Source organism: Marinobacter salsuginis (assembly GCF_009617755.1).
Taxonomy (GTDB): Bacteria; Pseudomonadota; Gammaproteobacteria; order Pseudomonadales; family Oleiphilaceae; genus Marinobacter; species Marinobacter salsuginis.
The window spans coordinates 31,941-58,548 of the sequence record NZ_BGZH01000006.1 but is presented as its reverse complement, the minus strand read 5'-3'; the positions used below and the strand labels follow the sequence as shown (position 1 = coordinate 58,548).

General features: G+C 50.2%; 26 protein-coding genes. 17 read left to right on the top strand and 9 right to left on the bottom strand.

The features are described from left to right. The first annotated feature begins 351 nt into the window (after nt 1-351). The 3 genes from GJU83_RS18585 (at nt 352) to GJU83_RS18575 (ending at nt 4,273) form a co-directional block, all read left to right on the top strand. Nucleotides 352-1,392, top strand: coding sequence for an HDOD domain-containing protein (locus tag GJU83_RS18585; RefSeq protein WP_092033962.1), 1,041 nt, complete (start codon nt 352-354; stop codon nt 1,390-1,392). A 122-nt stretch (nt 1,393-1,514) separates the two neighbouring features. Continuing rightward, nucleotides 1,515-2,654, top strand: coding sequence for an HDOD domain-containing protein (locus tag GJU83_RS18580; RefSeq protein ID WP_039881877.1), 1,140 nt, complete (start codon nt 1,515-1,517; stop codon nt 2,652-2,654). Nucleotides 2,655-2,881: 227 nt separating this feature from the next. Then, nucleotides 2,882-4,273, top strand: a complete 1,392-nt coding sequence (locus tag GJU83_RS18575) for a diguanylate cyclase domain-containing protein (protein ID WP_092033965.1) — start codon at nt 2,882-2,884, stop codon at nt 4,271-4,273. 225 nt (nt 4,274-4,498) lie between these two features. Here GJU83_RS18575 and GJU83_RS18570 read toward each other — a convergent pair whose 3' ends face one another. The 3 genes from GJU83_RS18570 to GJU83_RS18560 all read right to left on the bottom strand — a co-directional run bounded on the left by GJU83_RS18570 (nt 4,499) and on the right by GJU83_RS18560 (nt 7,601). Beyond that, entirely contained in the window at nt 4,499-5,335 is an 837-nt protein-coding gene (locus GJU83_RS18570; protein ID WP_153634956.1) for an EAL domain-containing protein, read from the bottom strand. Between the two features lie 111 nt (nt 5,336-5,446). Further along, nucleotides 5,447-6,838, bottom strand: a complete 1,392-nt coding sequence (locus GJU83_RS18565; RefSeq protein WP_217352284.1) for a GGDEF domain-containing response regulator — start codon at nt 6,836-6,838, stop codon at nt 5,447-5,449. A 400-nt stretch (nt 6,839-7,238) separates the two neighbouring features. Beyond that, nucleotides 7,239-7,601: a DUF3135 domain-containing protein gene (locus GJU83_RS18560; RefSeq protein WP_153634954.1), complete on the bottom strand. Its 363-nt coding sequence runs from the start codon at nt 7,599-7,601 to the stop codon at nt 7,239-7,241. 291 nt (nt 7,602-7,892) lie between these two features. On the opposite strand from GJU83_RS18560, the gene GJU83_RS18555 reads away from it, so the two are divergent. Further along, a protein-coding gene (locus GJU83_RS18555) for an IS3 family transposase (protein ID WP_153634953.1) occupies nt 7,893-9,034 on the top strand; the annotation gives its coding sequence in 2 pieces (ribosomal slippage) (nt 7,893-8,145 and nt 8,145-9,034; 1,143 coding nt in all). 154 nt (nt 9,035-9,188) lie between these two features. Here GJU83_RS18555 and GJU83_RS18550 read toward each other — a convergent pair. Beyond that, nucleotides 9,189-9,833, bottom strand: coding sequence for a transporter substrate-binding domain-containing protein (locus GJU83_RS18550; RefSeq protein ID WP_153634952.1), 645 nt, complete (start codon nt 9,831-9,833; stop codon nt 9,189-9,191). Between the two features lie 225 nt (nt 9,834-10,058). On the opposite strand from GJU83_RS18550, the gene GJU83_RS18545 reads away from it, so the two are divergent. Genes GJU83_RS18545 through GJU83_RS18515 form a run of 7 tightly spaced genes read left to right on the top strand, consistent with a single transcriptional unit; the run spans nt 10,059 to nt 17,687 of the window. Further along, on the top strand, nt 10,059-10,589 hold the full coding sequence (locus GJU83_RS18545) for a YfiR family protein (RefSeq protein WP_167516414.1): 531 nt from the start codon (nt 10,059-10,061) through the stop codon (nt 10,587-10,589). After that, entirely contained in the window at nt 10,586-12,034 is a 1,449-nt protein-coding gene (locus GJU83_RS18540; protein ID WP_153634950.1) for an ATP-binding protein, read from the top strand. The genes GJU83_RS18545 and GJU83_RS18540 overlap by 4 nt, the downstream gene beginning before the upstream one ends. A 57-nt stretch (nt 12,035-12,091) precedes the next feature. Further along, entirely contained in the window at nt 12,092-12,544 is a 453-nt protein-coding gene (locus tag GJU83_RS18535) for a response regulator (RefSeq protein WP_153634949.1), read from the top strand. A 13-nt stretch (nt 12,545-12,557) separates the two neighbouring features. After that, on the top strand, nt 12,558-14,255 hold the full coding sequence (locus GJU83_RS18530) for a putative bifunctional diguanylate cyclase/phosphodiesterase (protein ID WP_228715212.1): 1,698 nt from the start codon (nt 12,558-12,560) through the stop codon (nt 14,253-14,255). 56 nt (nt 14,256-14,311) lie between these two features. Beyond that, nucleotides 14,312-16,036 (top strand): thiamine pyrophosphate-binding protein, encoded by a 1,725-nt coding sequence (locus tag GJU83_RS18525; protein ID WP_153634948.1) that lies wholly within the window; start codon nt 14,312-14,314, stop codon nt 16,034-16,036. A 26-nt stretch (nt 16,037-16,062) separates the two neighbouring features. Beyond that, complete coding sequence (locus GJU83_RS18520; protein ID WP_153634947.1) at nt 16,063-16,893, top strand: citryl-CoA lyase; 831 nt, start codon at nt 16,063-16,065, stop codon at nt 16,891-16,893. Further along, nucleotides 16,890-17,687 (top strand): citrate synthase family protein, encoded by a 798-nt coding sequence (locus GJU83_RS18515; protein WP_153634946.1) that lies wholly within the window; start codon nt 16,890-16,892, stop codon nt 17,685-17,687. Before GJU83_RS18520 ends, GJU83_RS18515 begins: the two co-directional genes overlap by 4 nt. A 19-nt stretch (nt 17,688-17,706) precedes the next feature. Here GJU83_RS18515 and GJU83_RS19115 read toward each other — a convergent pair whose 3' ends face one another. Beyond that, a complete protein-coding gene (locus GJU83_RS19115) occupies nt 17,707-19,833 on the bottom strand; it encodes a TonB-dependent receptor plug domain-containing protein (protein ID WP_153634945.1) in 2,127 nt (708 codons plus the stop codon). 851 nt (nt 19,834-20,684) lie between these two features. Here GJU83_RS19115 and GJU83_RS18505 point away from each other — a divergent pair. Both GJU83_RS18505 and GJU83_RS18500 read left to right on the top strand, forming a co-directional pair. Further along, a complete protein-coding gene (locus GJU83_RS18505) occupies nt 20,685-21,302 on the top strand; it encodes a DUF6088 family protein (RefSeq protein ID WP_153634944.1) in 618 nt (205 codons plus the stop codon). Nucleotides 21,303-21,306: 4 nt separating this feature from the next. Continuing rightward, nucleotides 21,307-22,353 carry a nucleotidyl transferase AbiEii/AbiGii toxin family protein gene (locus GJU83_RS18500; RefSeq protein ID WP_153634943.1) on the top strand — a complete coding sequence of 349 codons (1,047 nt, stop codon included), beginning with the start codon at nt 21,307-21,309 and terminating at the stop codon, nt 22,351-22,353. Between the two features lie 85 nt (nt 22,354-22,438). On the opposite strand, the gene GJU83_RS18495 is transcribed toward GJU83_RS18500, so the two are convergent. Then, nucleotides 22,439-23,011: an ImmA/IrrE family metallo-endopeptidase gene (locus GJU83_RS18495; protein ID WP_153634942.1), complete on the bottom strand. Its 573-nt coding sequence runs from the start codon at nt 23,009-23,011 to the stop codon at nt 22,439-22,441. Nucleotides 23,012-23,027: 16 nt separating this feature from the next. Beyond that, nucleotides 23,028-23,384 (bottom strand): helix-turn-helix domain-containing protein, encoded by a 357-nt coding sequence (locus tag GJU83_RS18490; protein WP_153634941.1) that lies wholly within the window; start codon nt 23,382-23,384, stop codon nt 23,028-23,030. A 128-nt stretch (nt 23,385-23,512) separates the two neighbouring features. Here GJU83_RS18490 and GJU83_RS18485 point away from each other — a divergent pair, with 128 nt between their 5' ends. The 4 genes from GJU83_RS18485 (at nt 23,513) to GJU83_RS18475 (ending at nt 25,862) form a co-directional block, all read left to right on the top strand. Next, complete coding sequence (locus GJU83_RS18485; protein ID WP_153634940.1) at nt 23,513-23,764, top strand: multiubiquitin domain-containing protein; 252 nt, start codon at nt 23,513-23,515, stop codon at nt 23,762-23,764. Further along, nucleotides 23,739-24,944: a ThiF family adenylyltransferase gene (locus GJU83_RS18480; protein WP_153634939.1), complete on the top strand. Its 1,206-nt coding sequence runs from the start codon at nt 23,739-23,741 to the stop codon at nt 24,942-24,944. The genes GJU83_RS18485 and GJU83_RS18480 overlap by 26 nt, the downstream gene beginning before the upstream one ends. Beyond that, nucleotides 24,919-25,329 (top strand): ubiquitination-like system serine protease family protein, encoded by a 411-nt coding sequence (locus tag GJU83_RS19225; protein ID WP_370686090.1) that lies wholly within the window; start codon nt 24,919-24,921, stop codon nt 25,327-25,329. The genes GJU83_RS18480 and GJU83_RS19225 overlap by 26 nt, the downstream gene beginning before the upstream one ends. Before the next feature lie 251 nt (nt 25,330-25,580). Continuing rightward, a complete protein-coding gene (locus tag GJU83_RS18475) occupies nt 25,581-25,862 on the top strand; it encodes a type II toxin-antitoxin system TacA family antitoxin (RefSeq protein ID WP_153634938.1) in 282 nt (93 codons plus the stop codon). Between the two features lie 35 nt (nt 25,863-25,897). Here the strand turns inward: GJU83_RS18475 and GJU83_RS19020 are convergent, their stop codons facing one another. Continuing rightward, nucleotides 25,898-26,410, bottom strand: coding sequence for a M48 family metallopeptidase (locus GJU83_RS19020; RefSeq protein WP_267313041.1), 513 nt, complete (start codon nt 26,408-26,410; stop codon nt 25,898-25,900). Next, complete coding sequence (locus tag GJU83_RS19140) at nt 26,371-26,580, bottom strand: SprT family zinc-dependent metalloprotease (protein ID WP_267313040.1); 210 nt, start codon at nt 26,578-26,580, stop codon at nt 26,371-26,373. The genes GJU83_RS19020 and GJU83_RS19140 overlap by 40 nt, the downstream gene beginning before the upstream one ends. Nucleotides 26,581-26,608 lie beyond the last annotated feature (28 nt).

Here is a 26,608-nt window from a genome sequence, read left to right as displayed (position 1 = left end):
ATGCGGAATTGGCCGTTTTTGATTGAGCGTAATTTCGGATAATCCCACAAGACAAACCACGGTCTAACTCACCCTCCAGATCAAGTAGAAGACAATAAAGAGTGAACGCTGTCTCATATTCTTGACAAAACATTAAACTGTTTATAAAACTCTCTCTTAGATTAATTGTAACTAACTGTTAAGTGTTAGTTTTTCAGCAGTGCCATTGCACTTCGTTGATGCTCATAACAGCGAAGCGAGAGGGCGTCTCGAGAGTGTTAAAAACTGTCAGGGACACTCCAGCGTCAGGATCTGTCCGATCGTCATGCTTCCTGAAGACAGTCTTTTTTATCGTAGTAAAAGGGGAAATGGGTGCGACGCACTCTTCAATGGGTTAGGGAATTCTTCGGAACCTCGACGACAAAATCGCAGCTCGCGACTACCTCCCAACCGGGCCATGCCGATAAGGAGACGAGCGATCCAGTTTTCTTGGCCGTAGACGAGGTCTCGGGAAGTCTGCAAGAAGGCTTGCTCTCCTGGCTCTTGAACGTGGAGCCACACCAACTGGAGAAAACCGACGAGCGCACAAGCGCCATTGTCGCCCAACTGGAAAGCAGAATAAGCTCTGGCAAACTGGAAGAGTTGCCACGTCAGCCGCTGATTCTCCCCAAGCTGTTGCACGCCCTGTCCAAGGAGAACTCGGACAGACGGGAGCTGGTTAGCATTATCTTGAAGGACCCTGCACTGACCAACCGGGTTCTTCAGGTCGCGAACAGCCCCTTCTTCCGATCCGGAGATCAACATATTGAGTCGGTAGACCAGGCGGTCTTTCTGTTAGGGCACAGAGGCATTCGGAATGTCGTGTCGGCTTCCATCATGCAACCCATGCTGGCCGCGCGGGACAATGCCGAAGCGCTGTTCAGTGAGCGAGTCTGGCAGTGGGGCATGACATGCGCCAGATCAGCGGAAGCAGTTGCCATCTCGAAAGGTGTGGACAGCGGTGCTCACTTTCTATTGGGCTTACTGCCGGCGCTCTCTTACATCACCCTTCGACGTGAAGTGGAAAGGCTTTACAAAGACCGCTGCAACCGAGAGGAGGTACCCCCCAGTCTGTTTCGTGCGGTTTTCAGCCAGTTCGATTGGGCAATCGCCCGACTGGTGGCCCAGAAGTGGAGCTTACCCTCTAGCTTCCAAGCCAGTTTGCCTGCAACGACGCGTCCAACGCCGATGCAGTATTCTACCCCGCTCTGCGATGGAATTATGCTGGGTACCCGCGAGGTATTGCGTCACGTCAATCACCCCACTCTGACCGAAGAGGAACTTCGTCAAGTTCTGCTGCTGGAAGAGCCGCAGTTCGACAGGATACGTGGCGCGATTGCGGGGATGCTTGAAAAAGAGGCGAGCCCGGCTTGATAACCTCTACGATTTTTCTTCGGCCACCACGTCCCACACTGCTGACAGGCAGCTGCACGGTATGCAAAAACCGATCTGATTGGCTGTCCCTTTTTCTCTATCAGGCTTGAAGGAACCCCCCATTGAGGACGTTAATTCTGGAGCACGACGTAATGATGGCCGACCTTTTGGAGACAGTTGTTGGCGGTCTCTATCCGGGTGGCACTGTTTTTGTAACGGGGACCATGGAGAGCGCTCTGGCGTATTGGAGGGAAAACGGTGCTGACTTGATAATTACTGGCTGGAGCCTACCGGATGGGTCGGGCCTGGCCTGTGCAAGAGCCGTTCGCGAAAATGACAAACAAACACCGGTTGTCTTGATTTCCAGTCGTTCGGATCGCAAATCTGTGCGCCAGGCAGCACACCACGGCATCAATAGCTACATCGTAAAACCTTTCGATGTGTCGCTCCTTCACGAAAGGCTGAAATCACTGGTTGACCAGGAAGCTTTTGAGCAGCAGTCACCCATCGATCTGGAGCAACGATTACGATCCTCGGTCGATACGGTCATCCAGCTTCCTTGCGAGATTAATACGGCTGATGTCATCAAACTGATGGAACGTCGTCAGGATCTCTATCCATCCCAGCTTGCCGAGCGCTGGAATGACGAAATGGCGCTGACATCTCGTCTGCTGGATGTCGCGAACACTGCATCTTTCAAAAAGACCGGTGAACCCGTCCGTAATTTGCGTGATGCCATTGCAACCTTGGGGATCGATATGGCACTCCGGCAAGCAATGGCATTGTCGTTGAATATATCCGGACACATGCGCGACCCGCGTCTTGCGGAGAGGGCCGAGGCGTTTATTGAACTCGCCGAAAAAACGGCCCGCGAGGCCGAACTGGTTGCAGCGAGGCTTGAAATCAACGCGGCGGAGATTCATGTAGCTGCACTGCTCAGTCGCATTGGTGAGTTGGCAGTGCTCAAGGTGATGCAAGAGGCAATTGACCAAAACTGCTCCATTTCGGAAGAGCATATTGAAGGTGGGTTGGGGACCTGGGCTCCTACCTTTGGAAATCGTCTGAAGGTGCAATGGCATCTACCAATCCCGCTCAGGGAACTCATCGGGGCTGTGCATATTCTTCCTCGGGCCGCCACCCGCGAGTCGCTGATCGTGATGCGCACAGCAGCGCTCAAAGCAGCTGGCGAGGGAAAAAGCGAAGAATGTTTGCGTCTTCTGAGTCGACTCGGGTTGGATGAATATAGCTGTGAGCAACGGTAGCAAGCAAATACAGAAATTGTGGCGAATCGCTTACGTTGGGGGATTAACAGAATGGATGTGCCCAGCAATCTACAACACACAATTTATGAACGCTTGTCGCTTATGTCTACGGCCAAAAGTGAGAGAGGAAAACATTAGTCGCTTTTACTGACGTAAAAATGTACATGTTGGTATAATTCTTAGGTTCGATGAATCAAATCGCTTGCTCGATATTACTGGTGTGAACCTTGCAGACCCATAGTAAAAACAACGTCAGTGATGACGGTCGTCTTTTTTCCGCCGACGCAAGCGGAGCGTCAGAGCGTTTGGGGCGGCTGCTTGTTGCTGACGATGAGCCGCGCTTGCTCGAAAGCTTATGCTCGATACTGCGTGACAAAGGATTTGAGGTGGACGAGGCCATGGATGGCGACGCCGTCTGCCAGCAGCTGCAAGATAATGCCTATGATCTGATTTTGTTGGATATCCGGATGCCGGGGAAGAGCGGTTTAGAGATTATGGCTTGGTTGAAAGAGACCGGCATTGATTCTCAGGTCATCATTATGAGCGGCCATTCCGACTATCGCATCGTAAGGCAAGCATTCAAACTAGGTGCCTGCGATTATCTAAAAAAACCCTACGATGTCGATGATTTAATTCAGGCTGTTGGTGACAAAGTTTTGGAACGAAGACAAAGCCGTTCGAGGGCGACTACGGACTGGTCTAACCCGCTAAAAGGCGAGCTTTTCAGGCGCACACTTGACCATCTTCCCGAGCTGGTTTTTTTACTGGACGAGCGAAAGTGCTTTGAATATCTGAACCATAAAGTAGAGAGCCTTACAGGATTGCCCGCAGAGGAGTTAATTGGTCAACCGCTTTCCCGGCTCGTTCATGAAGATGACATTGCGAAGCTTCCACTGTTCTTTGAGAGAGCCGAGGCTGGCGAGCCAATTACCCAAGAGATCAAGCTTAAGACCCACAGTGGAGGAGTTGGTCACAAGGACTTTGAAATTATCCTTACCTCTACGCTTGGGGTGAATCCCGCGCTAGCTCAAGCGAACTTCTCTCCAGAGGATCCTCCTTTTTTGGGCATTGCCCGGGACATAACTGAGCGCAAACAGACACTGGAATTAATGGAGTTTCGTGCTTCTCACGATTCATTGACCGATTTGCCTAATAGAAACCTGTTTATGGACCGACTTAGGCTGGCTGTCAGTCAGGCGAGACGTAATGGGCAAAAGTTTGCTGTGCTTTTTATCGACCTCGACAATTTTAAAGCGGTAAACGACGCATACGGGCATGGGATTGGTGATCAACTATTGCAGAAAGTCGCATCCGGTCTGAAAAATTGTTTGCGAGAAGGGGATACGCTTGCTCGCTATGGTGGTGATGAATTTATGGCTCTGTTGCCCTCGCTTGATGAAAAAAAGGATGCCGCAACGGTCGCACGCAAACTTTTGACCTCGCTCGAAACCCCTTTTCGTTTTGCGGGCTGCGACCTTCGCGTTTCTATCGGAACCAGCATCGGGATTGCACTGTACCCTGAAAACGGTGATGAGGCGGAAACGCTGGTAGAGCGGGCAGACATGGCCATGTATGCCGTGAAACGGGAGAAAAAGAACGGCTTTCGCTTTTACAGCTAGTGCAAATCTGAAAACGTCTTGAAATCAGCTCTAACACGGCGATTGCTGATAGGTATAGAATTTGCGCTTATCTTGAGAAGGGTAACGACACAAGAGGCGCAAATAAACCGCCGCCCATATTTCTAGAACAAAAAGACAAGCTCTGGGCGATTTTTCAAGCCATTTGTCCACTGGACACTATCTTCACGAAGGCAACGTCTGACTCAAGATGGGATTACCGGTCGCTTACATTTTAGTAGCATTCTGGCGTGTGAAAAGTCTGGAGACAGTTCCCGATAAAACCGCTTCTGGAGAGGCGTTAATACTCAGAAAACAATTGTTAGGAATTTTATCTCGGTAACTCAATGCCTTAGCTATTGCCTGCGATTCTAGGTAATCACCTAGACCCGCCTGATGGGCTTCCTCAAACCAAACGTCAGGCGTCCGGTAAGGATGTGTATTGAATCGGGCAAGCGCCTCGTATCCGACGACCGATGAGTCAGCGATCGACCAAATCGGCTGAAAATGCATTGCGAGATCGTTGTTCGCACTAACTCTATAAATCTGATCGCGAATATTGTTCTGATGTTCTTCTTTGCGGCGTTGAACCTCAATACGATCGGCGATTACTTTGGCGACGAAAGTTAAAAGAGCTGGGTCACGTCTCTCCAATGTTCGATCCTTGGAGTACTTGATACAGCACAAGGTCCCGTAAATCTCTCCGTCGGATAGAAAGATTGGCACGCCCAGATAAGCGCCGATCGAAAGATCTTCGGTAACCTTCATATTTCGAGTAATGTCGTTGGCTTTAGTATCCGGAATAATCGATGGAAGTTCTCCGTCCGCAATTTTTCGACAATATGTCTGTCTTTGGGGATGGGTAAGACAGAAGTTTTTCGAAGCCGTGCTGCGCGGATCGTCCGAATCCACGTACACCATCCTCCGGGAATCATTCTCGAACTTCCCAATGAATGCCAAGTCCATATTAAAGCTTTGCCTGAGCATTCGAAGTAGCTTTGAGACCGAGACGGCAAACTCTTCGTCAAATGCGTCAACGTTTCCTTCCGATTTCACAGCCAACACGAATGATTCCCTCGTTAAAACTGTTAGTACTTCTGAACTGTATTGTTCGTGAAAATTGGTTTACCTATAAAGTAGTATGGACCAAAAAATAGGTGTTTATGATTTACGAACCTACTTGTGTTTTCGATTGAAAAAACTATACGTTGACAGTCTATGCTCTTTGATTCGGTACATCGCCTTGTCAGCGCTATTCAGAAGCTCTTTTGTGTCAGCACCGTCTTCTGGGTACAGGGCAATTCCGATACACACCTTTACAAGGATTCTTACACTGTCATTTTCGAGCTTCATTGGAGTGCTCAGCGATTGAAGAAGTTTATCGGCAACCACACTTGCGTCCTGAGGACCCTCAATAGAAGGCAATAATACGGTAAATTCGTCTCCTCCGTATCGTGAAAGAGTATCTCCCTCTCTCAAGGACATTTTTAGGCGAGCGGCTACATTTCTTAGTAGCTCATCGCCAACGTTATGCCCAAAGGTGTCATTGACGTGCTTGAAATCATTCAAGTCGATAAATAGAACCGCCAATTGTTGTTCACTTCGTGCCGCTTGGCTGACAGCCAAAGCGAGCCTATCGAGGAATAAAGTTCGATTTGGAAGCCCCGTTAGTGCATCGTGTGACGCTCGAAACTCCATTAAAGCCAGCGTTTGCTTGCGCTCAGTGACATCCCGTATCGAGCCGAAAACGCGCGCGGAAGTTGGAACGTGTGCGAGTTCGGTTGACTGCGCTATTTCACTTCGTTCGAAAGGAAAAACAATGTTAATTTCACACTCTTTATAGCCTTTGCCTACACCCCGGAAGCGAAGCTTTAATTCTTGTCTGGCTGAGCCTAATGTTTTCGTATCATCGAATAAGCGTGATGCCTTTGGAAGATCATCGTCGTGAACCAGATAGGTAAAAGGCCGACCAACCAGGTCCGCCCGATGTGATCCTAGAAGTTGTTCTGCGCGGTGATTCAAAAAGCTCATACGCATGCGTTTATCCAGTGCAAAGATAGGATCCGGAAGTTGGTCAAAGGCGAGTTGAAACAACTGCTCTAACTTCTGATCGGACGGAATCAAACTTGGCTCTGGTTGAAGTTGGCTGTTAACGCTTTGAATCAGCTCATCGACGTCATAGGGTTTACGCAGAAAATCCGAGGCTCCTAGTCGGAAAGCGCGTCGGACGGTGTGGAAGTCCGAGAATCCACTGATGATAATTATAGACGGGTTAAGCCCCTTGTCTCGCAGCCAGGACATGACCTCAAAACCGCTTTTGCCCGGCATTCGCAGATTCAATATGATCAGATCGTAAACGAATGACTCTGCTTGCCGGCAAGCGGTGTGACCATCTTTAGCCGCATCGACTTCAAAACCTCTATGTTGCAGTATCGAGCACAGGCTCATCAACAGCCGCGGCTCATCGTCCGCAATCAGCAGCCGGGCTTTGCGTCTATGCGTTTCACCCTGGTTGGTAGACGCCACTGTGCGGTCAAGGCTGACCGGTTCCCCACTGTACTTCGGCACGAATTGCACCACTTCTCCCAAGGCGAACGGATAAGCGATGCGCTGATCCGGTCAGAGTATCTGGTAAAAGCAACACGCTCTTTGTAAATTGCCAGGGAATACGAGTGACAGGCAATCGGGCGAGTTGCAATTTCACAATAACAGTGTGTATATATTGGCGTCACTAAAAAGGTGTTTTATCCTTTTATTACTCTGATCGGTTTTCTCGGTGCGTCTGAGTCGGCAAGGCTAGCTGTCGTGTGGCTTGGTTGGGGAAGGGCCCCTGAATTTCTACTTGAAGTAGAATACTCGCTTCCGGGACACCGAGAACAATGGCACCTGATGAAATGTCTACATAGGCCGCTAGACCAGCCATCAGCCTTAGGACCCTTCGTAATTTCGCGTAAAATTTAAAACTGCCTTAGGAATTGGGAGTGCGCTTTATGAACTCGATAATATTGTTCGTTTCAGTGGCTGATTCAGCAACGGTCAGGCTCTTTTGTTTGTGAGGTTGGGTATCTGGACCATAGTGGTATTGAACAACGCCCCTGAGCTCTTTGGCACTGGCAAGCATCATGCTTTGTAACTTGATACAGCTGGCCAGCGGTGTTTTTGAGGTTTCCTTGGCGCATTCGACTTGGAATTGAAGGCCACGCAACCGACGCTGAAACTGAGGTGGAGCATCACTGATTTCCATTTCAATTAATGCATGGCGCAAATGCTCAAATGCCTCTGGGTCGTTTGTATAAAGTGCTATCAATTCATCAAATGTTGGTTTGTCCATTTTTGCGCCTTTTATTATACAGTTAGGCCAGACCCAAAATAATCCGACCGGTGCACTTGCGGTTACGCCTACTAAGGTTAGACAAAAGATTGACAGTTCCTTAATTCCAGCTGAATGCCAAGCTAGTCGATCTTCAGCACTGCACTGCCGCCGTCAGAAAAGTGTCCTCTCACTTTGGAATTGACAACTTGCGTGACTGTATTAATTGTGACTATGACCCTACCCCAGAATTTAGGTCCATTTAAAACTGGAAAATCCGGCATGATAGAGCCCTGAGCAGGAGATCATGCCATGAAGCGGTCCCGTTACACCGAAGAGCAGATTGCCTTCGCCCTGAAGCAAGCCGAATTGGGGACACCGGTCCCGGAGGTCTGTCGCAAGATGGGCATCTCCGATGCCACTTTCTACACCTGGCGCAAGAAGTACGGTGGTCTGGGGCCATCCGAGCTGAAACGTCTGAAACAGCTGGAAGAGGAGAATCAGCGCCTCAAAAAGCTGGTGGCCGACCTGAGTCTGGACAAGGCCATGCTTCAGGATGTGGTGGCAAAAAAGCTCTGAGACCGCCTCGTAAACGCCAACTGGTGGCTGACCTGCAAAAGCGATACAGGGTCAGCGAGCGCCAGGCGTGTGCGGTCTTGCAGTTTTCCCGGGCGTCTTGTCGATACCAATCGGTGGCAAGAGATTCGTCGGCATTATCGATGAGGATCCGTGAGATCACTCTCACACGGCTTCACTACGGTTACCGACGCGTGCATGTCCAACTGCAACGAGAGGGCTGGCGTGACAATCACAAACGGGTTTACCGGCTGTATCGGGACCAGGGATTGTCACTTCGTCTAAAGCGTCCTAAACGCAACAAGGCGGCCAAGAACCGTCAGCCACTTCAACGAGCCACCCATCCCAATCACATCTGGGGCATGGACTTTGTCTCAGATGCGCTGTTTGATGGTCGGCGACTGCGCTTGCTGACCATCATTGATCTGTTCACCAGGGAGTGCCTCGGCATCGTGGTTGGACAGAGCCTGAAGGGCCATGATGTTCAGGAAGCCTTGACGGCGATTGCCCGCTTCCGAGGCAACCCGGAGGTGCTTAAGACCGACAACGGTTCGGAGTTCGCCGGCAAGGTCATGGATCGCTGGGCCTATGAGCGGAACATCGAAATCGACTTCTCGCGGCCTGGAAAACCTACCGACAACGCAACGGTAGAATCGTTCAATGGACGACTCCGGCAGGAATGTCTGAACGAAAACTGGTTCTTGTCACTGGCCGACGCCAGGGAGAAAATCGAAGCGTGGCGAGCGTTCTATAACCAAGTCCGACCCCATTCCGCATTGGAGTGGTGCACGCCCTCTGACTACGCCAGAAAACATGCGGTTTCACGAAGAAAACAGGAACAATTGGAGCCGGATTTTTCCAACTCTGGGTGGACCTAATACGGGGTCAGGGTCAACTAAATGACATTACTAAGCAGTGAGCGGTTCAGAGATTGGGGGCAGGTCACAGTGGCCGACAAATTTCCTGTGGCAGTTCTCAGGCCACTGTATACTCATCGCCTGAAGTGAAATGCATTGGATAACAACGCCTTGATTAAGGTTCTTTGACTACGATGCCGTTTAACAATCTCAGGTTGGTTTCCGTGTTCCGGCATATTAGATGATTGTTGGCAGACGCCAAGGGATGGGCTGGAGCAAATCTGAGGCGACTTTGGTAAGACTCCATGTATGGTAAGGCGGCTAATATAGCGTCAATTCGATTCATTTCCAACATTTTTACCAGTTGCGCTTCGGATCGTGCCCATTCCACGTGGACGTCTTTTATGAAAGGACCCAGGAAATATTCGTGGCGTTTAGGGGCGCCGATAACCAATTTTTGTACCTCATCGACTGATTTGAGCGGAGACGCGTCCTCCGGTACGAAGAAAAAAAACAGGTAGCTGCTTAGCGGAGGACTGCTCAAGTAGTTCTCAGAAATTGATTCTCGACCTGAATTTTCAGGGAAGTCTAAAATGCAGTCTACTTGCCCATGAAAAAACATTAAATGAGCGCGTCGAATTGGAACCTTCAGTGGCTTGACTTGTACGGGTACTTTCTTCAACAAATCTGAAATGCGCTGGAAATCTAGAAAAGCACCAACCTCTTCCTCATCGGCTGGAATAGCTACTCTTAGCACCAGCTCTTCACTAAGAGCTGGTAACGAAATCCCGATTAAAACTAGCAGTAATCGAAAAAGCATAGGTGCATCGCCATTTAATACGCGTTGTGCCTTTAACTTTAAGCTAGTACGGTGTTTACCAGATGACTAAGAATTAATGGGTCTATGCCGTTAATCTCTCCATGTCAATTACTTGCACCGACTCACGTGAAAGTTGACGGCAGCCTTTCGAATGCTTACCTTCAGTAATGTCGGGCTGCAGCAGTGGCTTTCTTCTAGATCAATTTCCTGCATCGTGGACGACGTGTGAGGAATCACCTTAAATTTTGGTTTGTATTGCTGATTTCCCTTTGCCTTAGCGCAGCCTATGCATCAGGGTCGATTCGGTCGGAAAATGAGGTTAAGGCCGCCTTTCTCTACAATTTCACCCGTTTTATTACATGGTCGCATACAGTAGACGGTGCAAAAGCGCTTGAAATCTGCGTTCTGGGGAATGACCCGTTCGGAGATTTACTAAACGCGATTCGTGGCCGAAAATCTCAGGGCAGAGAGCTTAAGCTCAGATATTCCGACGACCCCTCAGAGCTGTCCGAATGTGACGTACTTTACATTAGTGAGTCACAATCCCGGAGCTTGCCAAGCCTTTTCGATCTGGCCCGGGAAGAGGGTATTCTTACCGTCAGCGATTTGCCGGATTTTGCCCGAAAGGGCGGCATGATCGGCTATGTTAAGCAGGGGAATGTCATCCGCTTCGAGATCAACCTGAAAGCAGCCTCCAGCGCTGGACTGACGATCAACTCCAGACTCCTGGAACTAGCGGTGAAGGTGCTGCGATGATTGGTCACTATCGATACTGGCGATTAAAAACCAAGCTGCTGTTTTTGACCCTTTTCACCAGCGCTCTCGGTATTTCGCTTGTATGCATCAGCCTCATCTTTGTTGAAAACCAGAACTACCGAAGGCAGCTGGAATCAGAGCTCCATGTTATTGCCGGTATACTCGCTGAGCAGTCTGCGGCGGCTCTGGTTTTTGCAGACAAAGAGCAACTAACCAGCATTATATCGAGCCTCAGACGCATCGGCACCATCCGGCAGGCCTGCATCTTCAATGCCCAGGGCGTTGTAATGTCTGCGCTTGAAAGCCCAGTCAAGCGACCTTGCCCCAATATTGTGAAGCCAGTTAAGGAAGGGTTTGTGGATAATGCTTACCGTTTACTGATACCGGTCACGCTGGATAACGAAACCGTAGGCCAGTTGTTTCTGACGTCTCACTTGGACTCCTTGCGCAATCACATCCGAACCTTTGTGCTGATCACAACTGTCGTGGGTGCTGTGATTCTTCTGGTCCTCAGTTTTCTGGCCCTGAAACTTCAGCGAATTGTCTCCGAACCCATCCTGACGCTCTCTGACACCGCATGGCGGATTGCGAGAGACCACGATTACACGGTTCGCGCTCCGGTGTCAGGAACCGATGAGCTGGGCCGCCTGGGCAACACCTTTAACGAAATGATCGGAACCATAGAACAACAGAACCGGCGCATTCTCGAGAGCCGAGACAGCCTTGAGCGAACTGTCGAAGCACGGACATCAGAATTGAGCATGGCCAATCGCGAGCTTGAGGCATTCAGCTATTCCGTCTCTCATGATCTCAGGCAACCACTCAGAGCTATTGAAGGCTTCGGACAGGCACTTGAGGAAGATTACGGCGATCAGCTTAACGAAGCAGGAAAGGATTACTTACGTCGAATTCGCGCTGCAAGTGTTCGTATGGCAAGCCTCATTGACGGCCTGCTTGTGCTTTCGAGGGTCAGCCGGCAGCCAATGGAGAGCGAAGTCGTTGATTTGACTGGTCTTGCGCGCGAAATCACTGACGAACTGCTAAATATCGATGACACCGTGCCAACGGAAGTAAATATTCAACAGGGCATTAGAGTGACCGGCGATAGCAGGTTGCTCAGAGTGGCATTCCAGAATCTATTGGAGAACGCCTGGAAGTACAGCGCCAAGGGCGAGAAGCGACTGATTAATATATCTGCAACGAGAGCAGGCCGCTTCATCATCGTCGAGGTGCAGGACAACGGCGTGGGATTCGATATGCGTTACGTCGACAAACTGTTCGTGGCGTTCAATCGTCTCCACACACCAGCAGAATTTGGTGGCACGGGAATCGGCCTCGCTACCGCTTACAGAGTCATTCGCCGGCATAAAGGCGATATCTCAGCCGTCTCTGAAGTTGGTAAAGGGGCGCGCTTTAGAGTTAGATTGCCTGTTTCCCGCAATTAACGCTAGACTTGAGTTGACGCGTTCTCGTGCGCAACTAATCAAAGGGCAAATGATAATATGGACGGCCATTCAATCCTTGTGGTTGAAGACAATCCAGATGACCAGATACTCACTGTCCGTGCCCTAAAAAGTGCCCGTGTAGAGGGTCCTGTCATCATTTTGGAAGACGGTGAAAAAGCCCTTCATTTTCTTTTTGGACCTACCGGCCAACCCACCAAAAATGTGGACTCGCTCGGAGCCGTGATGCTGGACGTCAAGCTTCCTAAGGTTAGCGGCTTGGAGATATTAAAGCATATTCGATCGTCCCCGCAGACCCAGTGGCTTCCCGTCATCATGGTTACTTCTTCAGATGAACCTGCGGATTTGCTAGAAGCCTATCGCTTGGGAGCTAACAGCTTTATAACCAAGCCTATTAACTATCGGGAGTTCGTCGATCAAATGGCCGTACTTGCTCGATATTGGTTACAGGTAAATAGAGTGCCTAATGCCAGTGCAGTTCGAACAATTTGACAAGGTGATGTCAGTGACAGAGACAGACAGCCCGCTGAGAATGTTGATCGTTGAAGATTCTGAAGACGACGCAATGCTTCTTTTGCGAGAACTGCGCAAAGGGGGCATTGACCCCTATAGCGAGATGGTGGATAGCGAAGATCGACTGCGCCGGTCACTACGCGAAGGCAAATGGGACATTCTGATAACCGACCACAATATGCCTGGTTTCTCATCGTTCAGGGTTCTCGAATTAGCGAAACAATACTCTGCAGACCTGCCAGTCATTATCGTTTCCGGCACGATAGGCGAGGGCGTTGCGGTAACGGCAATGAAGGCCGGCGCCCAAGACTATATAATGAAGGACAACCTTTCTCGTCTGATCCCTGCCATTAACCGTGAGGTGAGAGAAGGCACCGTCCGCAAGGCCAAGCGTGTTGCGGAAACTACTTTGGAGTACATGGCGTTCCATGACAGTTTGACGGGTCTAGTGAATCGCCGGGAATTTGAACGACGGTTGAAGATGGCGCTGGACGATACCCATCATCGAGGTGGGCAACATGTCTTGCTTTATCTTGACCTTGATCAGTTCAAAATTGTCAACGATACCTGTGGCCACATTGCTGGAGATCACCTGCTGAAGCAACTCGCCACGGTTTTATCAAAGCATATTCGATCGAACGACACCCTGGCGCGACTGGGTGGCGATGAGTTCGGAATATTATTACATGGCTGTGACGGGTTCTATGCGCGAAAGGTTGCGAAAAAACTCTGTGAGGAGGTCCGAGAATTTCGGTTTGTGTGGCAGAAAAAGCCTTTTGCCATAACTTTAAGCATTGGCATGGTACTGATCAGCAACGAATACGCCAAAGCCAAAGCCAGCGAGCTGCTTTCCCATGCAGATCTAGCGTGTTACGCCGCCAAAGATCGCGGCCGAGACAACGTTCAACTTTATCAGTCCAGCGATCAGGACATGCAGCAGCGGCGTAACGATATGCATTGGACCAGCCGCATTCAGCAGGCCCTCGAAAATGACAACTTCTGCCTCTGGAAGCAGGATATTGTCGCGTTGCAGCCAGAGGCTGCTGACGGCTACAGAACGGAATTTTTGGTCCGATTGCAGGAGGAGAATGAGATCATCCCTCCGGGCGCGTTTATTCCGGCAGCCGAGCGCTTCGGTCTGATGACAAAAATAGACCGGAAGGTCATTGAGATGGCCTTTCGATACCTCGACCGAACTGGCCTTGGCAGAGAGCGGACAGGCACTTTTTTTGTCAACCTGTCCGGCAGCTCGTTTAATGACCCAGAGCTTTTTCTGTACATCTCCGAGCTCGCCGATAGACATGACCTGAATCCCGAGAGAGTGTGTTTTGAGATCACTGAAACGTCTGCTATTGCGAACCTGGATGTGACACAGCAGTTCATCAGCTTTTCCAAGACAAGGGGCTTCAAGTTTGCGTTAGACGATTTCGGGGCAGGCATGAGTTCCTTCTCTTACCTTAAGGCTCTCCAGGTGGACTATTTGAAGGTTGACGGAGGGTTCGTGCGCAACCTTCTAACTGACCCAATCGATCTAGGAATTGTCGACGCCTGCAATCGCATTGGCCATGCTGCCGGACTCAAAACGGTGGCTGAATTTGTTGAAACCGACGAGATCAGAGACCGACTTGTAGAGCTCGGTCTCGATTACGCACAAGGGTATGGCATATCTAGGCCGAAACCGCTCAACTAACAAAGCGACCTGGCTTAGGTCCATCATTCCTCTGTAATACCCAGTAAGGATGGTTCATGTTCGAAAACGGTGACCTGATACTAAGTTGCCTGGAGCACCTTGGCGTCGAATACGTGTTCGGCGTTCCAGGAGGAAGCATCGAACCTTTCTACGATGCGCTGGCCCGAAGCGAACGCCGGGGGGGAATACGACCCATCACGGCCCGCCACGAATCCGGCGCGGCATTTATGGCTGAGGGCTACGCGAGGGAAACGGGGAAAATAGGCGTATGTTGCTCCACGGCCGGCCCCGGGGCCACCAATCTTCTCACCGGTGTTGCCTCTGCGTATGCCGACGGCATTCCCATGCTGGTCATTACAGCACAAACCGGGCTCGACAGATTTGGTCAGGGCTCCCTGCAAGAGACGTCCTGTACTGGGATTCACACACTGGAAATGTTTGCCAGGTGTACTCGGTATAACACCCTGGTATCGCATCCAGCACAGCTGGAAACCAAGTTGCTGCAGGCAATAAGTCACGCAATGGGGAACCAGTCGGGGCCAGCCCACCTTTCAATACCCCTGGATGTGATGCGCCACAATATTCCTGATAACGCCATAGATAGACCATTCAACGCCTTTACCAATCACGATGTCGCGCCAAGCGAATACGCAGTCCAGACTGCGTTAACTGAGCTGGATGCTGCCAGCAAAGTAACGCTGGTCCTAGGCGAGGGCGCCGCAGAGGCCAGCGACCTGTTGGTACGTATAGCCGAGTCCCGAAACTGGCTTATTGTCACGACGCCGAGAGGAAAGGGATTGATCGACAGTTTCCATCCGCTTTACCGCGGGGTCTTCGGCTTCGCTGGGCATGATAGCGCCAGCGACGCGCTTAAGGAGGTAAATGCTGACCTGGTGGTGGCTATTGGTACTGCGTTGGATGAGGTCTCGACCTGTGGCTGGGATCCTACGACTATAATGTCTGATCGACTCATTCACGTATCAAAAAATCCGGAACACCTAAGTCGCTCAACTATGGCTCGATTAGTTATTTTGGGTGCGCCACAATCCCTTTTTGAATCGGTAGCAAATGCCTTTGGCATCGACTCAAAGAAACTTAGAAGAAGTCTGATTTTCAGCGATCAGTCCTTGCCAGCGAATACCCGCTTTGATGACCCAGACAATTGCGTCGACAGATCCGGAAGTATAAAGGGGCAGGCGTTGATGACCTTTATGAGTCAAATCTGTCCTCAGGATACTCGTATACTGATGGATACCGGGAACAGTTTTCTTTGGGGAATTCATTATTGGAACGTTCGCCGTCCGACCAATATATTGCCGGCGACCAATTACTTTCAAATTGGGTTGGGATTTGCGGCGATGGGCTGGGCCATAGGGACCTCTGTAGGCATGGCCGTTGCTAACCGCAATAAACCGGTGGTTTGCTTCACCGGCGATGGTAGTTATCTAATGTCAGGACAGGAATTGACAGTAGCTCTTCAGGAAAACCTGAATATTCTTATGTTGGTGCTCAATGATGCCTCCCTCGGCATGGTCCGCCATGGGCAGAAGTTGAGTGGCGGTGAACAGGTAGCAACCCAGGTGCCAAGCGTTGATTTTTCAATGATCGCCCGGGCACTGGGCGTTGAATCCTACCGGGTTGAATCCATGGAACAGCTAAAAGATCTTGATATAACCGGGATCTTGGCTCGGCCGGGCCCGTGCCTGGTTGATGTCGTAGTTGACGGTGACCAGGTGCCCCCTTTTGGCTCCAGGATAAAGGTTTTAACAGGTTCGATTTAAACTCACAAATAGAGTAGGGCATCGACGTGTCATCAGACTATGCGTATCACTCCAATTTCTGGTTTGAAGAGCCGGAAGAATCCAATCCATTCGCTGCCAAGGCTTGTTACTGTCACGGCTACGATGTGTATAGCCAGGTCATAGAAAAAGCAGGTTGGTTCGAATACCTGTTATTGATGTTTAAAGGAAATCGACCGCAACCACACGAAGCCGTATTGCTTGAAAAACTCGCCCTAGTTCTTGCTAACCAAGGTCCCAAAGAGGCCAGTATTCGTGCCGCCATGAATGGTGGTGTGGCCGGCACCAATCATAGCTCAGCCCTTATGTGCGCACTTGCGGTTGGCTCAGGACTTTATGGTGGCGCTCAGGAGCTTGAAATTTGTATGCGCTTATGGCTGGAGTGCGAACAAGATATTGAGCGCTGGAAAGCCCGCCTTCAGGCTCCTCAGGAAGACGAAAGGGCCGACATCTGGCCAGCAATCGAGCATCCACCGGGCTTTGACCCGAATGGTGACCAGATACCGACAACGCTTCTCCAATCGCTGGAGCTTTTGGTCCGATTCGCACCGGACGATGGCGCCTTGGTCTGGCTCCGAGATCATCGTTGTAACCTCGAGGGATTCTTTGGTTGCCCCATATCGATCACTGCTATCGCCGCTGCAACCTTCGTGGACCTTGGCCTGGATCAGGATCAGGGCAGCATGCTTTACCTTATGCTCAGGCTACCCGGGGCGGCCGTGCATGCATTGGAGCAACGTGAAATGGGCTGGAAAAAGTTTCCCTTCTACAGTCCTGCCATCCAACTGGAGGATGATCCGGGGCCTTGTCAGAAAACTGCCGAGGAGGGCGGCCAATGAACCATGAACGACTGTATGAGACTGAAAGCCGCTTGGTGACGCGTATTGGAAAGGCCTTTCTTACTGAGCGCGTGGTCATGCATGGCAAAGATCTACATCACGAATTGGATCACCTCGAATGGTTGCATTTGTATCTGTATGCAATTCTTGGTAGAGATCCCGGTAAGAACGTCGCTAACATGCTGAATTGTTATTGGGTCGGTAGCAGCTACCCGGATCCGTCCATCTGGCCAAACCATGTTGCGGCTTTGGCGGGTTCGGTTCGTACCACTCCATCACTCGGAATGATGGCTGGATTAAGTATTTCCGAGGCATCCATCTATGGTCGCCGGCCGGAAGTTCGCGCGCTTGACTTCTTTTACAGGGCAGCCCAGTGGTGCGATGAGGGCGGAAAGCTGGAGGAGTTTGCTGACCGAGAGAAATCTTTGGGTCGTATTCTATATGGCTACGGACGTCCACTCGCGAAAACGGATGAGCGCATCGCCTTTACATTGGATAAGGCAAAGGAATACGGGTTTTCTGAGGGGCGCCATTTGAAAATGGCATTTGCGGTATACGAGCATGTGAACAGGGAGCACGGATATTCAATGAATGTTGCTGCTGTTCACGCTGCCCTCGCGGCAGACATGGGCTTCAGTTGCGAAGAGTACCAACTTCTACTGTCACCCGGCTTTGTAACTGGCATGGCACCGTGCTACAAAGACGCGAAAAAACGACCCGAGGGAAGCTTTTTCCCCATTCGGTGTGAAAGCATTGTTTATCACGGTGTTGGGAAGCGAAATTGGGACGATTGAGCTAGGGATATCATCATCTTCAGAACGTGTAATGGAGCTCGCCCACCAAGCGACGCCCTGGCATCGGGAAGTCGTTTGGAATGGCAGGGGTTGGCTCTGAAAAGGGGCTCGGATCTCTAACATCTTCATCGAAGATATTTGTCACGGATAGCGAAAGATCCAGCCCGCGCCATAAGCCCTTTGTTCGAAGAGTCATATCCACAGTTGTGGAGTCGCGCACAGGTTCTCTCTGATCGGCTTCCGTTCTTTTCTGCTCTCCCACCCAGTTCACTTGTGAGCTCAGAGCCCAGCGGGGCGAGAGAGACCAATCAGTGCGTCCATAAACCTGATGATTGGGAGCCTCGCCCACGGATTGTCCCGTACGTTCATCTTTGGCTGTTTGATACGCGTAATTCACCTTTAACGAAAGATCATCCGAAACGTTAAAGGAAAGTTCGAACTCGCCCCCATGCCCACTTCTCTGACCTGCGTTTCGGTATTGAGTAGCGATTGTCCCGGAAATCGGCACAGCGGTAATGAGATCGTCAATCTCGTAATAAAACAGGTTAAGAGCGTAAAGTACGCGTGGAGTCAGCTGATGAGACATGCCAACTTCAAAGGTATCGATAGTTTCCGCATCCAGTTGGTCATTTCCAATGAAGACAGGATTGTTGGACACGTAAAGCTCGTTTAAAGAAGGGGCACGAAAGGCGCGCCCATATAAAACCTTTGTGGTAATAGCGTCCGTCGTAGCCCATATCAAGGCGGCCCGGGGATTAACGGTGCTTCCGAAATCGGTATATTCGTCAAAACGAACACCACTTACGAGTTGCCAATTTTGCGCGAATTTCCACTCATTCTGAACAAACATGTAATAGTTAGTGCGGTCTGCCTCGGGCATCCAGATCTCGGTTGGATCATCGGAGACGTCAACTACAGAGTCTCTGGGGCTGAAATCCGGGTTAAAGTTCTTTTGTTCGGTGACTTCGTAGAGGTCTGCCCAAAACGTTCCGACACCTGTGTGAAGCCGGTGGTTCAGAAAGCCTCGATAAACTGAACTCAGATCTATACGAATCTGATGCTCCTTGTAGCCCGGGTTACCAATCAATCCATTTGGGAACTCACCGTCAAACGCCCCTGGTGGGTAAAGGATAATATTGTTTTCAGGCTCTTGGGTTATATTGAAATATGACACCCGAGCCTCGACGTCCAGATCATGCGCGATGTTGGGCCAGCGGTAACTGTAATCCATATTGAGACGACGAGAAGAATACTGCCCCTCCGGATCCAGAGCTTGGGCTAGGCCCGGGCCAGTGCCCAAGTTACCGCGGTCTTGAATACCTGCGCGCAGCGTCCAATGGTTTTTACCCATTTCGAAGCGGGCATCCAATTGGTCCACGCCCGTGTTTACAGGGCCAGGTGCCAAAGAGGCTGAAGTACCAAATGTCTCGTCAAATTTGGTCTGTGCGTCGCGCTCTATAATGTCGTCCCAGCCTTCTGTAGTTTGGTACTCCAATATTAAATTCACTCCCAGTCCGGCCAATTCTTGGCCTGATTCCAGCCAACCGCCGTGGGTTTTATTACTGGCGAGTCGCACACCAACTGTCTGACCATCGATCGATCCTGGGCCCTTTGTAATAATGTTTATGACACCGGAGTACGCGTCTGCACCATAGAGCGCAGAACCAGGCCCCCTGATAACCTCAATGCGCTCGATTGCCTTAACCGGCATACCGCCCCAAGCATTGCCCCGATTTCCATACATCATTGTGGTAGTGGGAATGCCGTTGATAAGCAGGAGCGCCTGAGCATTATTACTTGTGGTTATTCCTCGAAAAACGTATTTGGGAGAAAACCCCTGATCTGAATGGTTGACGTGAAGGCCAGGCACTGTCTCGAGCACCTGATCAAGATCCGTTGCTCCAATCGCAGCAATGTCGTCAGCACTGATGACAGAGGTGACCGCCGCAGCCTTATCAAGGGGGGTCTCCATACCTGAAGCAATAGAGACAACCCGTATTTGGCCGAGTTCCTCTAGAGGAATATCCCAAAGCGAATCATCAGCTGTAGCCGCACTGAAGATTGCAAGACAAAACACGCCAGAAGACAACTGGATAGAAAAGAGCCTTGATCGAACTCGTCTACAAGACAAAATCGATTGACGCATATCAACATCTCAACGCTTAAAACGACCAACTAGACGAAACAAATTGTTCAGCGGCTGACTCTTCTAAGCTTGTTCCGAGGATTTCGATCCCTTGAAAGGGCGCCATAGTTCTATAGTCTCGTCAGCCATTAAAAAAATGCATGCCGAATAAGAGTTTAGCTTCATTAAGTTTAGAAGCAAGTTCTATTCGGTCTTCGAATAAACGGGCCTCCGCGATAGCCGGGGCGGTTCAGACGGGTTCTACCCCGTTACAGCGGACATTCCCAAAAAGAGGCTGGGGAGTGTCATGCGTATCGGGGGAACTCCGGCGCGTGAGCCGAACGTTATCCCCAAATCTTAATATTCGCTTTGCTACCAGACTTCACCTTGCAGATCACATCTGCGCGTTGCTCGACGGGCCATAAATCAATTACTGCACTGCGTGTAAAAAAGTCGAGTCTCGGCGATATTCGCAGGAAACTTCATAGTTACTGAGCTAAAGACCAATCCAACAAAAACTCATGAACTAAAAGATACGGTGCGTGACGTTTAACTTATGCGCGGTGTTGTTGTTCATCGAACTAGCCAGCCTCCAATAAATGCAGCTGACACAATGGCCTACCCGGTCGGCGCCTTGATCTGGTACGCAAGTTACTTCATACAACGTGAAATTCGTGCTTTTCATGAACTTATTCGCCCGACTGAGCGCTGTTTGCTGTTGTCTGCTTTCAAACAAAAAACGAACATTCGTAGTTCCTCAAATCCGTAGCTTTTCTGCACTCGCTGATGGTTGGTGAAAAATTCGTCAGCATGGTATACAATCTGTTTAGTGATTTGGCTAGTTATTCGAGTATTTTTAGAGAGTTAAGCTGATGACCATTAGCGAAAAAATTGCGGAGTATGTAAAGAGACAGCCTTACGGGGGCGTTTTTACGCATAAGCAGCTAGTGAAGCGCTTCGGAGGCCATGGTCCCCTCATTTCTCAGAGCTTGAAGAAATTGAAGGAGGCGGAGCTTATTGCACCCCTCGAACGAGGCCTGTGGCAACGGCCCAAGCCGACCCGGTTCGGGCCTGCCTTTGCTACTCCGGAGAAGATTGTTTCTGTTCTCGCAAAGGAACGGAAAGCTTTTGTCGTGCCTTCAGGCGCCAAGGCCCTAAATGAATTCGGGGCATCGACCCAAATGCCAATGAAGCCTGTATTTATCTCGACGAAACGTATCCAGCCGATCAAGCTGGGAAAGGCCCAGATAGAGTTCAAGTACAGCCAGGCCTTTGAACACGCGGTGAAACATCTGAGAGGACTGTCAAAGGATGAAAAGGAAACGGCCGCACGCTTGTGGGTAGCACTTGAGTATGCCGGCAAGGAGCATGCAGAGCGGGAGGGAAATGTATTCAAGAAGGTTTATCTCTCGCTGTCAGAGAAGGGTCAAAAAAAACTAATCTCAGCGCTTGAGGGCAAGCTGAAGTGGGCGCAACCGATTCTGGAGTAAGCCAATGGATAAACCGTACCTGTTTACACTGGCCGAGGCCGAGAAGAAGGACCTGTTCGCGGCGGGTGCATCGAGAACGGGATTGCCCAGCTATGTATTGGAGAAAGACTATTATGTGACTCTGGTCTTGAAGCTTTTGTTCGAGAAACTTAAGCCAAAGCATACCGGCAAGAGTTCCACCCCGTTCATGTTTAAAGGTGGTACTACGCTCAGCAAGGTCTTTCACTGCATCGACCGCATGTCTGAAGACATCGACCTTTCGCTTGACATGAAATTCCTTGGGCACCCCGAGCCTGAGGGTGGGGAAAAGAACACTCCTCGAAAAAAGAGAGTCGAGAAGCTGAATTCGGCGGCTGCCGATACCGTATCCAACGTTTTGGCTCCCTTCTTGGTTGATGAACTGAAGCAAATCCACTCTGAGTTCACCGTTAAAGTGGCGCCGAACGGTCTGGACATCGAGATTTTCTACCCTCAGCTTTTCCAGGCGCCAGTTGGCGGATACATAAGGCCGAGGGTGCTGCTTGAATGTGGTGGGAAAGCCGGGCTGGAGCCGTCAGATACCCACACGGTAACTCCAATGGTGCTGGAAGGTCTGAGAGTTCAGCACGATGACAGTTGCATCGTCGATGTGTTGGGATGTGATCGCACGTTCTTTGAAAAACTCACCGCCCTTCATGAAATCAATCACCGGGGAGTGGCAGGTCTGGGTGAACGTCAGTCGCGGCATATCTATGACGTTATCGCGATTCATGAGCAAAACCCCGGCTTCATTGATAACCAGGAATTGCTAGCCAAGGTCGTGGACCACAAACAGAAATACTTCAAACGAGCGGCGGCAAAATGGAATGAAGCGGTGCCGGGCTCCATCAAGATTGTACCCGAAGGAGAGATCGCCGAAGCGCTGGAAGCGGATTGGGAGAAAATGGGTGTTATGTTTCCCGGTGATCTCCCATGGTCATTTGCTGACATGATGCAGAAGCTCAAGGAAATTAGCGATCAAATAAACGGGCCGAAGACCCTGGGAGAAGATATCGAACCGAAATCGACCTAGCGGACGCTGACCGCAGTAGTTTGATGAATTCGGGCACCTCTGGGTTGCTAAGATCGCCCTTTTAAACGAAGTGTCTAACTGCCTTTTATTTTGGTCTTCTGAAGCGGCTCGTCCGCTTGCGGGCGCCGGTGACGTTTATTCTCATCGTGATCAGTTGTTCGCTGGCCGAGTAGAGCTTACTCGCATCGCTCATGGACATCTTGTTACGTACAATCTGAAGGGCTGCTTCCTCCGAAACTAGCAGAGCAGGTCCGAGCCAGTTTGCCTCCTCCTCCATGGACCTTACTTCGGCATTGAAGTTGCGCTCCCCATCGCCTGTAAATGGAGGAGTAGGGGGGTGTAACAAAATTGCGTGGCTTAACTCGTGGGCAATGTTGGCGGCTTGCCGGTAGGGATGATGAGCATCGTTATGAACGATCAATCGTTTCCTGCCCTCAAAAACGGAGACTGCCGAGAAGTTATCTTGAGCACCGTTGGACAAAACGGAAACTGCCTGCGGATCGCTAGCAGAGAATTCACTCAATGGAAGAATTGGGATTTCCAACAAAGTTGCCAATTCCCACGGGCAGAGTGGCTCGTGGGGTTGTCTCCCGAGCTCTTCTCGCATCTCTTTGGCGTACTTATTGGCTTCACTTTTAAATCCACGCATTAATGCCATGAACTACGGTTCCATGTTAATGATTTCTCAACTTTTCGTGAGCTGTCCGAACAATCGCCTCTATTGCAACTTTAGCATCCGAAGATAGGGTTGGGTCAGCTCTGAACAGAGCAGCAACGTCCTCTATTGAGTTCTCTGCGGGCTTCGAATCATGTGTATCCCGCTGAATAAAATTGTCCACTTTCAACTGAGACCATGCTGCCAGTGCCGCCAACGTGTCCACGTCAGGCCGCTTTCCTTGTGCCATACGAGTGAGAGTGGAAGCACTAACACCAGCCTCTTCTGCCACCTTCCTCCAAGTTATCTTCTTGTTATTACGGGTTTTATCTAAGGCTTCAAAAAATGCGTCAGCATCAAATTGACCTTTGGGCATAATTTTTCCAGTTTTATAGTTGCAACATTATTCGACATATGAAATTATTGTTTTGCGAGTTTCAGTTTAGCAACTAATTTGCATAGATGAAATAGAAAATCCAAGATCGTAATAGAGGAATTCTGATCATGAACCCAGACAAAAAGTTGGTCACTATCGTTGTCGAAGCAACTCCTCACGAGTGGCCCAAAGGTGAGATTTCGTACGACGAGGTGGTGGCACTAGAAGTGCCCGGTCACAGCCCTGAATCTCAAACCACCTATTCAGTTATGTATGAGCGGGGCCTGGGTAATAAGCCTGCTGGCTCGCTGTATCCTGGCGCGTCTGTAAAAGTGAAAGAAGGTATGGTGTTCCATGTTTCAGAAACTGGTCAATCTTAATAGTGATTTGCAGCAGTTGGTCGATAAAGGTTACGCGCTATCAGTCGACACCACTAACCACCTAATCGTGCATGATATTCCTTACTTGGACAGCACGGGACAGTTGAGGATAGGCGCGATTGTGTGCAAGTTGAAATTTCTTGACAAATTTCGCTTCGAACAAAACGACCACCAAATCTATTTTGCCGGAGATACGCCGCACGCTGCGGACGGAAACCCGGTTCGAGGGCTGGGAGGGGGAGCCTGCACAATTAATCTCAGCCCAACATTTAACGACGTCGTCGTCCAGCGGTCCTTCTCGGTAAAGCCCAAAGGGGCTGGAAAATACAAGGATCATTTTCATAAGTTGGAAACGTATGTTGGCATGATCTCTGGCCCAGCAATCAATAAGCACAACGCCAACCCCTACACTTTTCGCTTACGAGAAGAGGTTTTGGAAGATCCCGTGTTCAAATTTCGAGATACGCTTACCAGTCGGTCTGATCTAGGAGATCTTTCAGAGAGGCTCTCGAACGAAGTGGTTGCAATAATAGGCCTGGGTGGAACAGGTGCCTATCTATTGGACTTCCTATCCAAAACCCCGGTAAAAGAAATAATAGGATTCGATCACGATTACTTTCACGTGCACAACACGTATCGCTCTCCTGGACGCCTGGATGAAGAAGAGTTAGGCCTTCCAAAAGCTAAGGTTTACGAGCGCCGGTACCAAAATTTTCGCCACGGTCTATCCCTAAAAAACCAATGTCTCGATGAGGAATCAAGCCATTTGCTCGAGAATGTCACCTTTGCCTTCGTATGCGTCGACAATGGTGATTCGCGTAAAGAAATTTTTGATATCTTGATTCGAATGAGGATACCGTTCATCGACACTGGGTTGGGAGTTAAGCGAAGCTCAGCTGGCGATCTCAGTGGAATGCTCAGGGCAACGTACTTTTCTACCGAAGACGCTGATAGGGTAAGGGAGAAGAAGTGCGCAAATGAATCTGAGGATCCCAATAATCTTTACAAATCAAACATCCAGATTAGTGAGCTAAACGCTTTGAACGCTTGTATGGCGATACTGCAATACAAGCAAATCAAAGGGTTTTATGAGGGAGAAAACCGCACTTTTGATACTCGTTTCAATGTGAGTTCGTTCTTGATGGTGAGGGAAAATGCATTCAATGAAAATGAAGACTGAATTTGTGCATTACATGCCCAAAGTCCTACAGAATGGAGTGTTATACGTATCGCAGGAATTCAACACGGCAGCGCATCTGTGCGCGTGCGGATGCGGTGAGAAGGTAAGAACGCCTTTAACTCCCACTGAATGGCGGCTTTCTAATACTGAGAAAGGGCCATCTCTGAAACCTTCAATCGGTAATTGGCAGCTACGCTGTAAGTCCCATTACTGGATAGCCAATGGCAACATTATCTGGGCCAGAGAGTGGACTCGCGCCGAGATTGAGGAAGGTCGAAAGTCTGAACAGTTAAGGAGAAGAAGCTACTTTAACAGAGGCATCAATAATGCACCTGTAACAGTCGTGCAAAAAATCTGGCAGTGGCTCAAACGCTGGTTCGGCTGAATTAGTCGTGCGATATAACCGTCATCTGGTTGCCGCTGGCATTCACTTAAACCGGGGCCGATCAATTAATGTGGCGATTGTGTGCGCACTGAGAGCGTGATTATTCCCGACATCTGCGGTTTTCCGTTCATCATTACGACGATGTTGCTCGACCGCTATTTGGTTGCTTTTTAACAGGATTGCGAAAGATAGGTACCGCTGCCACGTGCGGTGTGTTTAGCTATGAGGATATTTCGACCGGAGGATGATTCATGCCACCGAGAGACACCGAACTGTCATTAAAATTGTCCCCTAAAAACGCGCAACTCCTTCGACGAGCCTCTGCAATGGCTGGCTTTGAATCATTGTCCGAATTTGTCCTGCAAGTAACGTTGGAGAGAGCCTCGCGAATTCTGGAGTCTGCCGAAACCATCACCCTGGACAGTGAATCTTTCGACGCGTTCATCGCCGATTGTGAACAGCCGGGGCCCCCGAACAGCGACTTAAAGAAAGCGAATGAGCGCCGGAGAGTCGAAAAAGCTAAATCGTCGTGAGCCGCCAAGACCCTGACGTAACGGCAGAAAATGACTTAGGCTACTGATCCCCTGAGGATCACTTCAGCCTGCCCATCCAACCGCTCCTTAACCGAACGCCAATCCGGCATAAACCGGTCCAGCAGGTTGTAAAACCGGGGGCTGTGATTGTGCTCTACCAGGTGGCAAAGCTCGTGGAGCAAAACGTAATCAATAGCCCGGGTCGGCGCTTTGACCGGATGCGGGTTCAGCAGAACGGCGCCGCTGGCCGCACAGCTTCCCCATTGTGTCTGCATTGCTACCATGCGCCACTCAGGCGGCGTTTTAAGCCAGGGTAGGGAGTCTACTAGAAGATCTAACCTGCGCTGGAACACATCCGAGGCCCGATCCCGATACCATTGCTGTACGGCCGCATGTGTACGTTCTGGGATGAGATCCTTGCCTCGCACCCGCAACTTTCCACCGATGAGTTGGCAGGTTACTTTGCGTTGCTCAGGGTCCTGGATCGTTTTGAGCACGTAACGGCGCCCTAGATACAGCACACTTTCTCCACTGACCCACTGACCCACTGACCCACTGACCCACTGACCCACTGACCCACTGACCCACTGACCCACTGCCGCGGCAGCACGTCACGATGGCTCTGCTCGATGTCATCCAGGTGCTTCAGAACCCAGCGGGCCCGGCGCTGAACGGCAGCTTTGATTTCGGAAAGGGGAGAGTCCCCAGGGGCATCCACCTGAACTTTCCCATTTGGATGAACGTGG

Coding starts and splice junctions, on each gene's coding strand:
- GJU83_RS18480 (WP_153634939.1), top strand. CDS start 23,739: ATGTTTCAGAAACTGGTCAATCTTAATAGTGATTTGCAGCAGTTGGTC.
- GJU83_RS18490 (WP_153634941.1), bottom strand. CDS start 23,384: ATGCCCAAAGGTCAATTTGATGCTGACGCATTTTTTGAAGCCTTAGAT.
- GJU83_RS18505 (WP_153634944.1), top strand. CDS start 20,685: ATGACCATTAGCGAAAAAATTGCGGAGTATGTAAAGAGACAGCCTTAC.
- GJU83_RS18550 (WP_153634952.1), bottom strand. CDS start 9,833: ATGCTTTTTCGATTACTGCTAGTTTTAATCGGGATTTCGTTACCAGCT.
- GJU83_RS19225 (WP_370686090.1), top strand. CDS start 24,919: ATGCATTCAATGAAAATGAAGACTGAATTTGTGCATTACATGCCCAAA.
- GJU83_RS18485 (WP_153634940.1), top strand. CDS start 23,513: ATGAACCCAGACAAAAAGTTGGTCACTATCGTTGTCGAAGCAACTCCT.
- GJU83_RS18525 (WP_153634948.1), top strand. CDS start 14,312: ATGTTCGAAAACGGTGACCTGATACTAAGTTGCCTGGAGCACCTTGGC.
- GJU83_RS18500 (WP_153634943.1), top strand. CDS start 21,307: ATGGATAAACCGTACCTGTTTACACTGGCCGAGGCCGAGAAGAAGGAC.
- GJU83_RS19115 (WP_153634945.1), bottom strand. CDS start 19,833: ATGCGTCAATCGATTTTGTCTTGTAGACGAGTTCGATCAAGGCTCTTT.
- GJU83_RS18515 (WP_153634946.1), top strand. CDS start 16,890: ATGAACCATGAACGACTGTATGAGACTGAAAGCCGCTTGGTGACGCGT.
- GJU83_RS18560 (WP_153634954.1), bottom strand. CDS start 7,601: ATGGACAAACCAACATTTGATGAATTGATAGCACTTTATACAAACGAC.
- GJU83_RS18475 (WP_153634938.1), top strand. CDS start 25,581: ATGCCACCGAGAGACACCGAACTGTCATTAAAATTGTCCCCTAAAAAC.
- GJU83_RS18535 (WP_153634949.1), top strand. CDS start 12,092: ATGGACGGCCATTCAATCCTTGTGGTTGAAGACAATCCAGATGACCAG.
- GJU83_RS18495 (WP_153634942.1), bottom strand. CDS start 23,011: ATGGCATTAATGCGTGGATTTAAAAGTGAAGCCAATAAGTACGCCAAA.
- GJU83_RS18540 (WP_153634950.1), top strand. CDS start 10,586: ATGATTGGTCACTATCGATACTGGCGATTAAAAACCAAGCTGCTGTTT.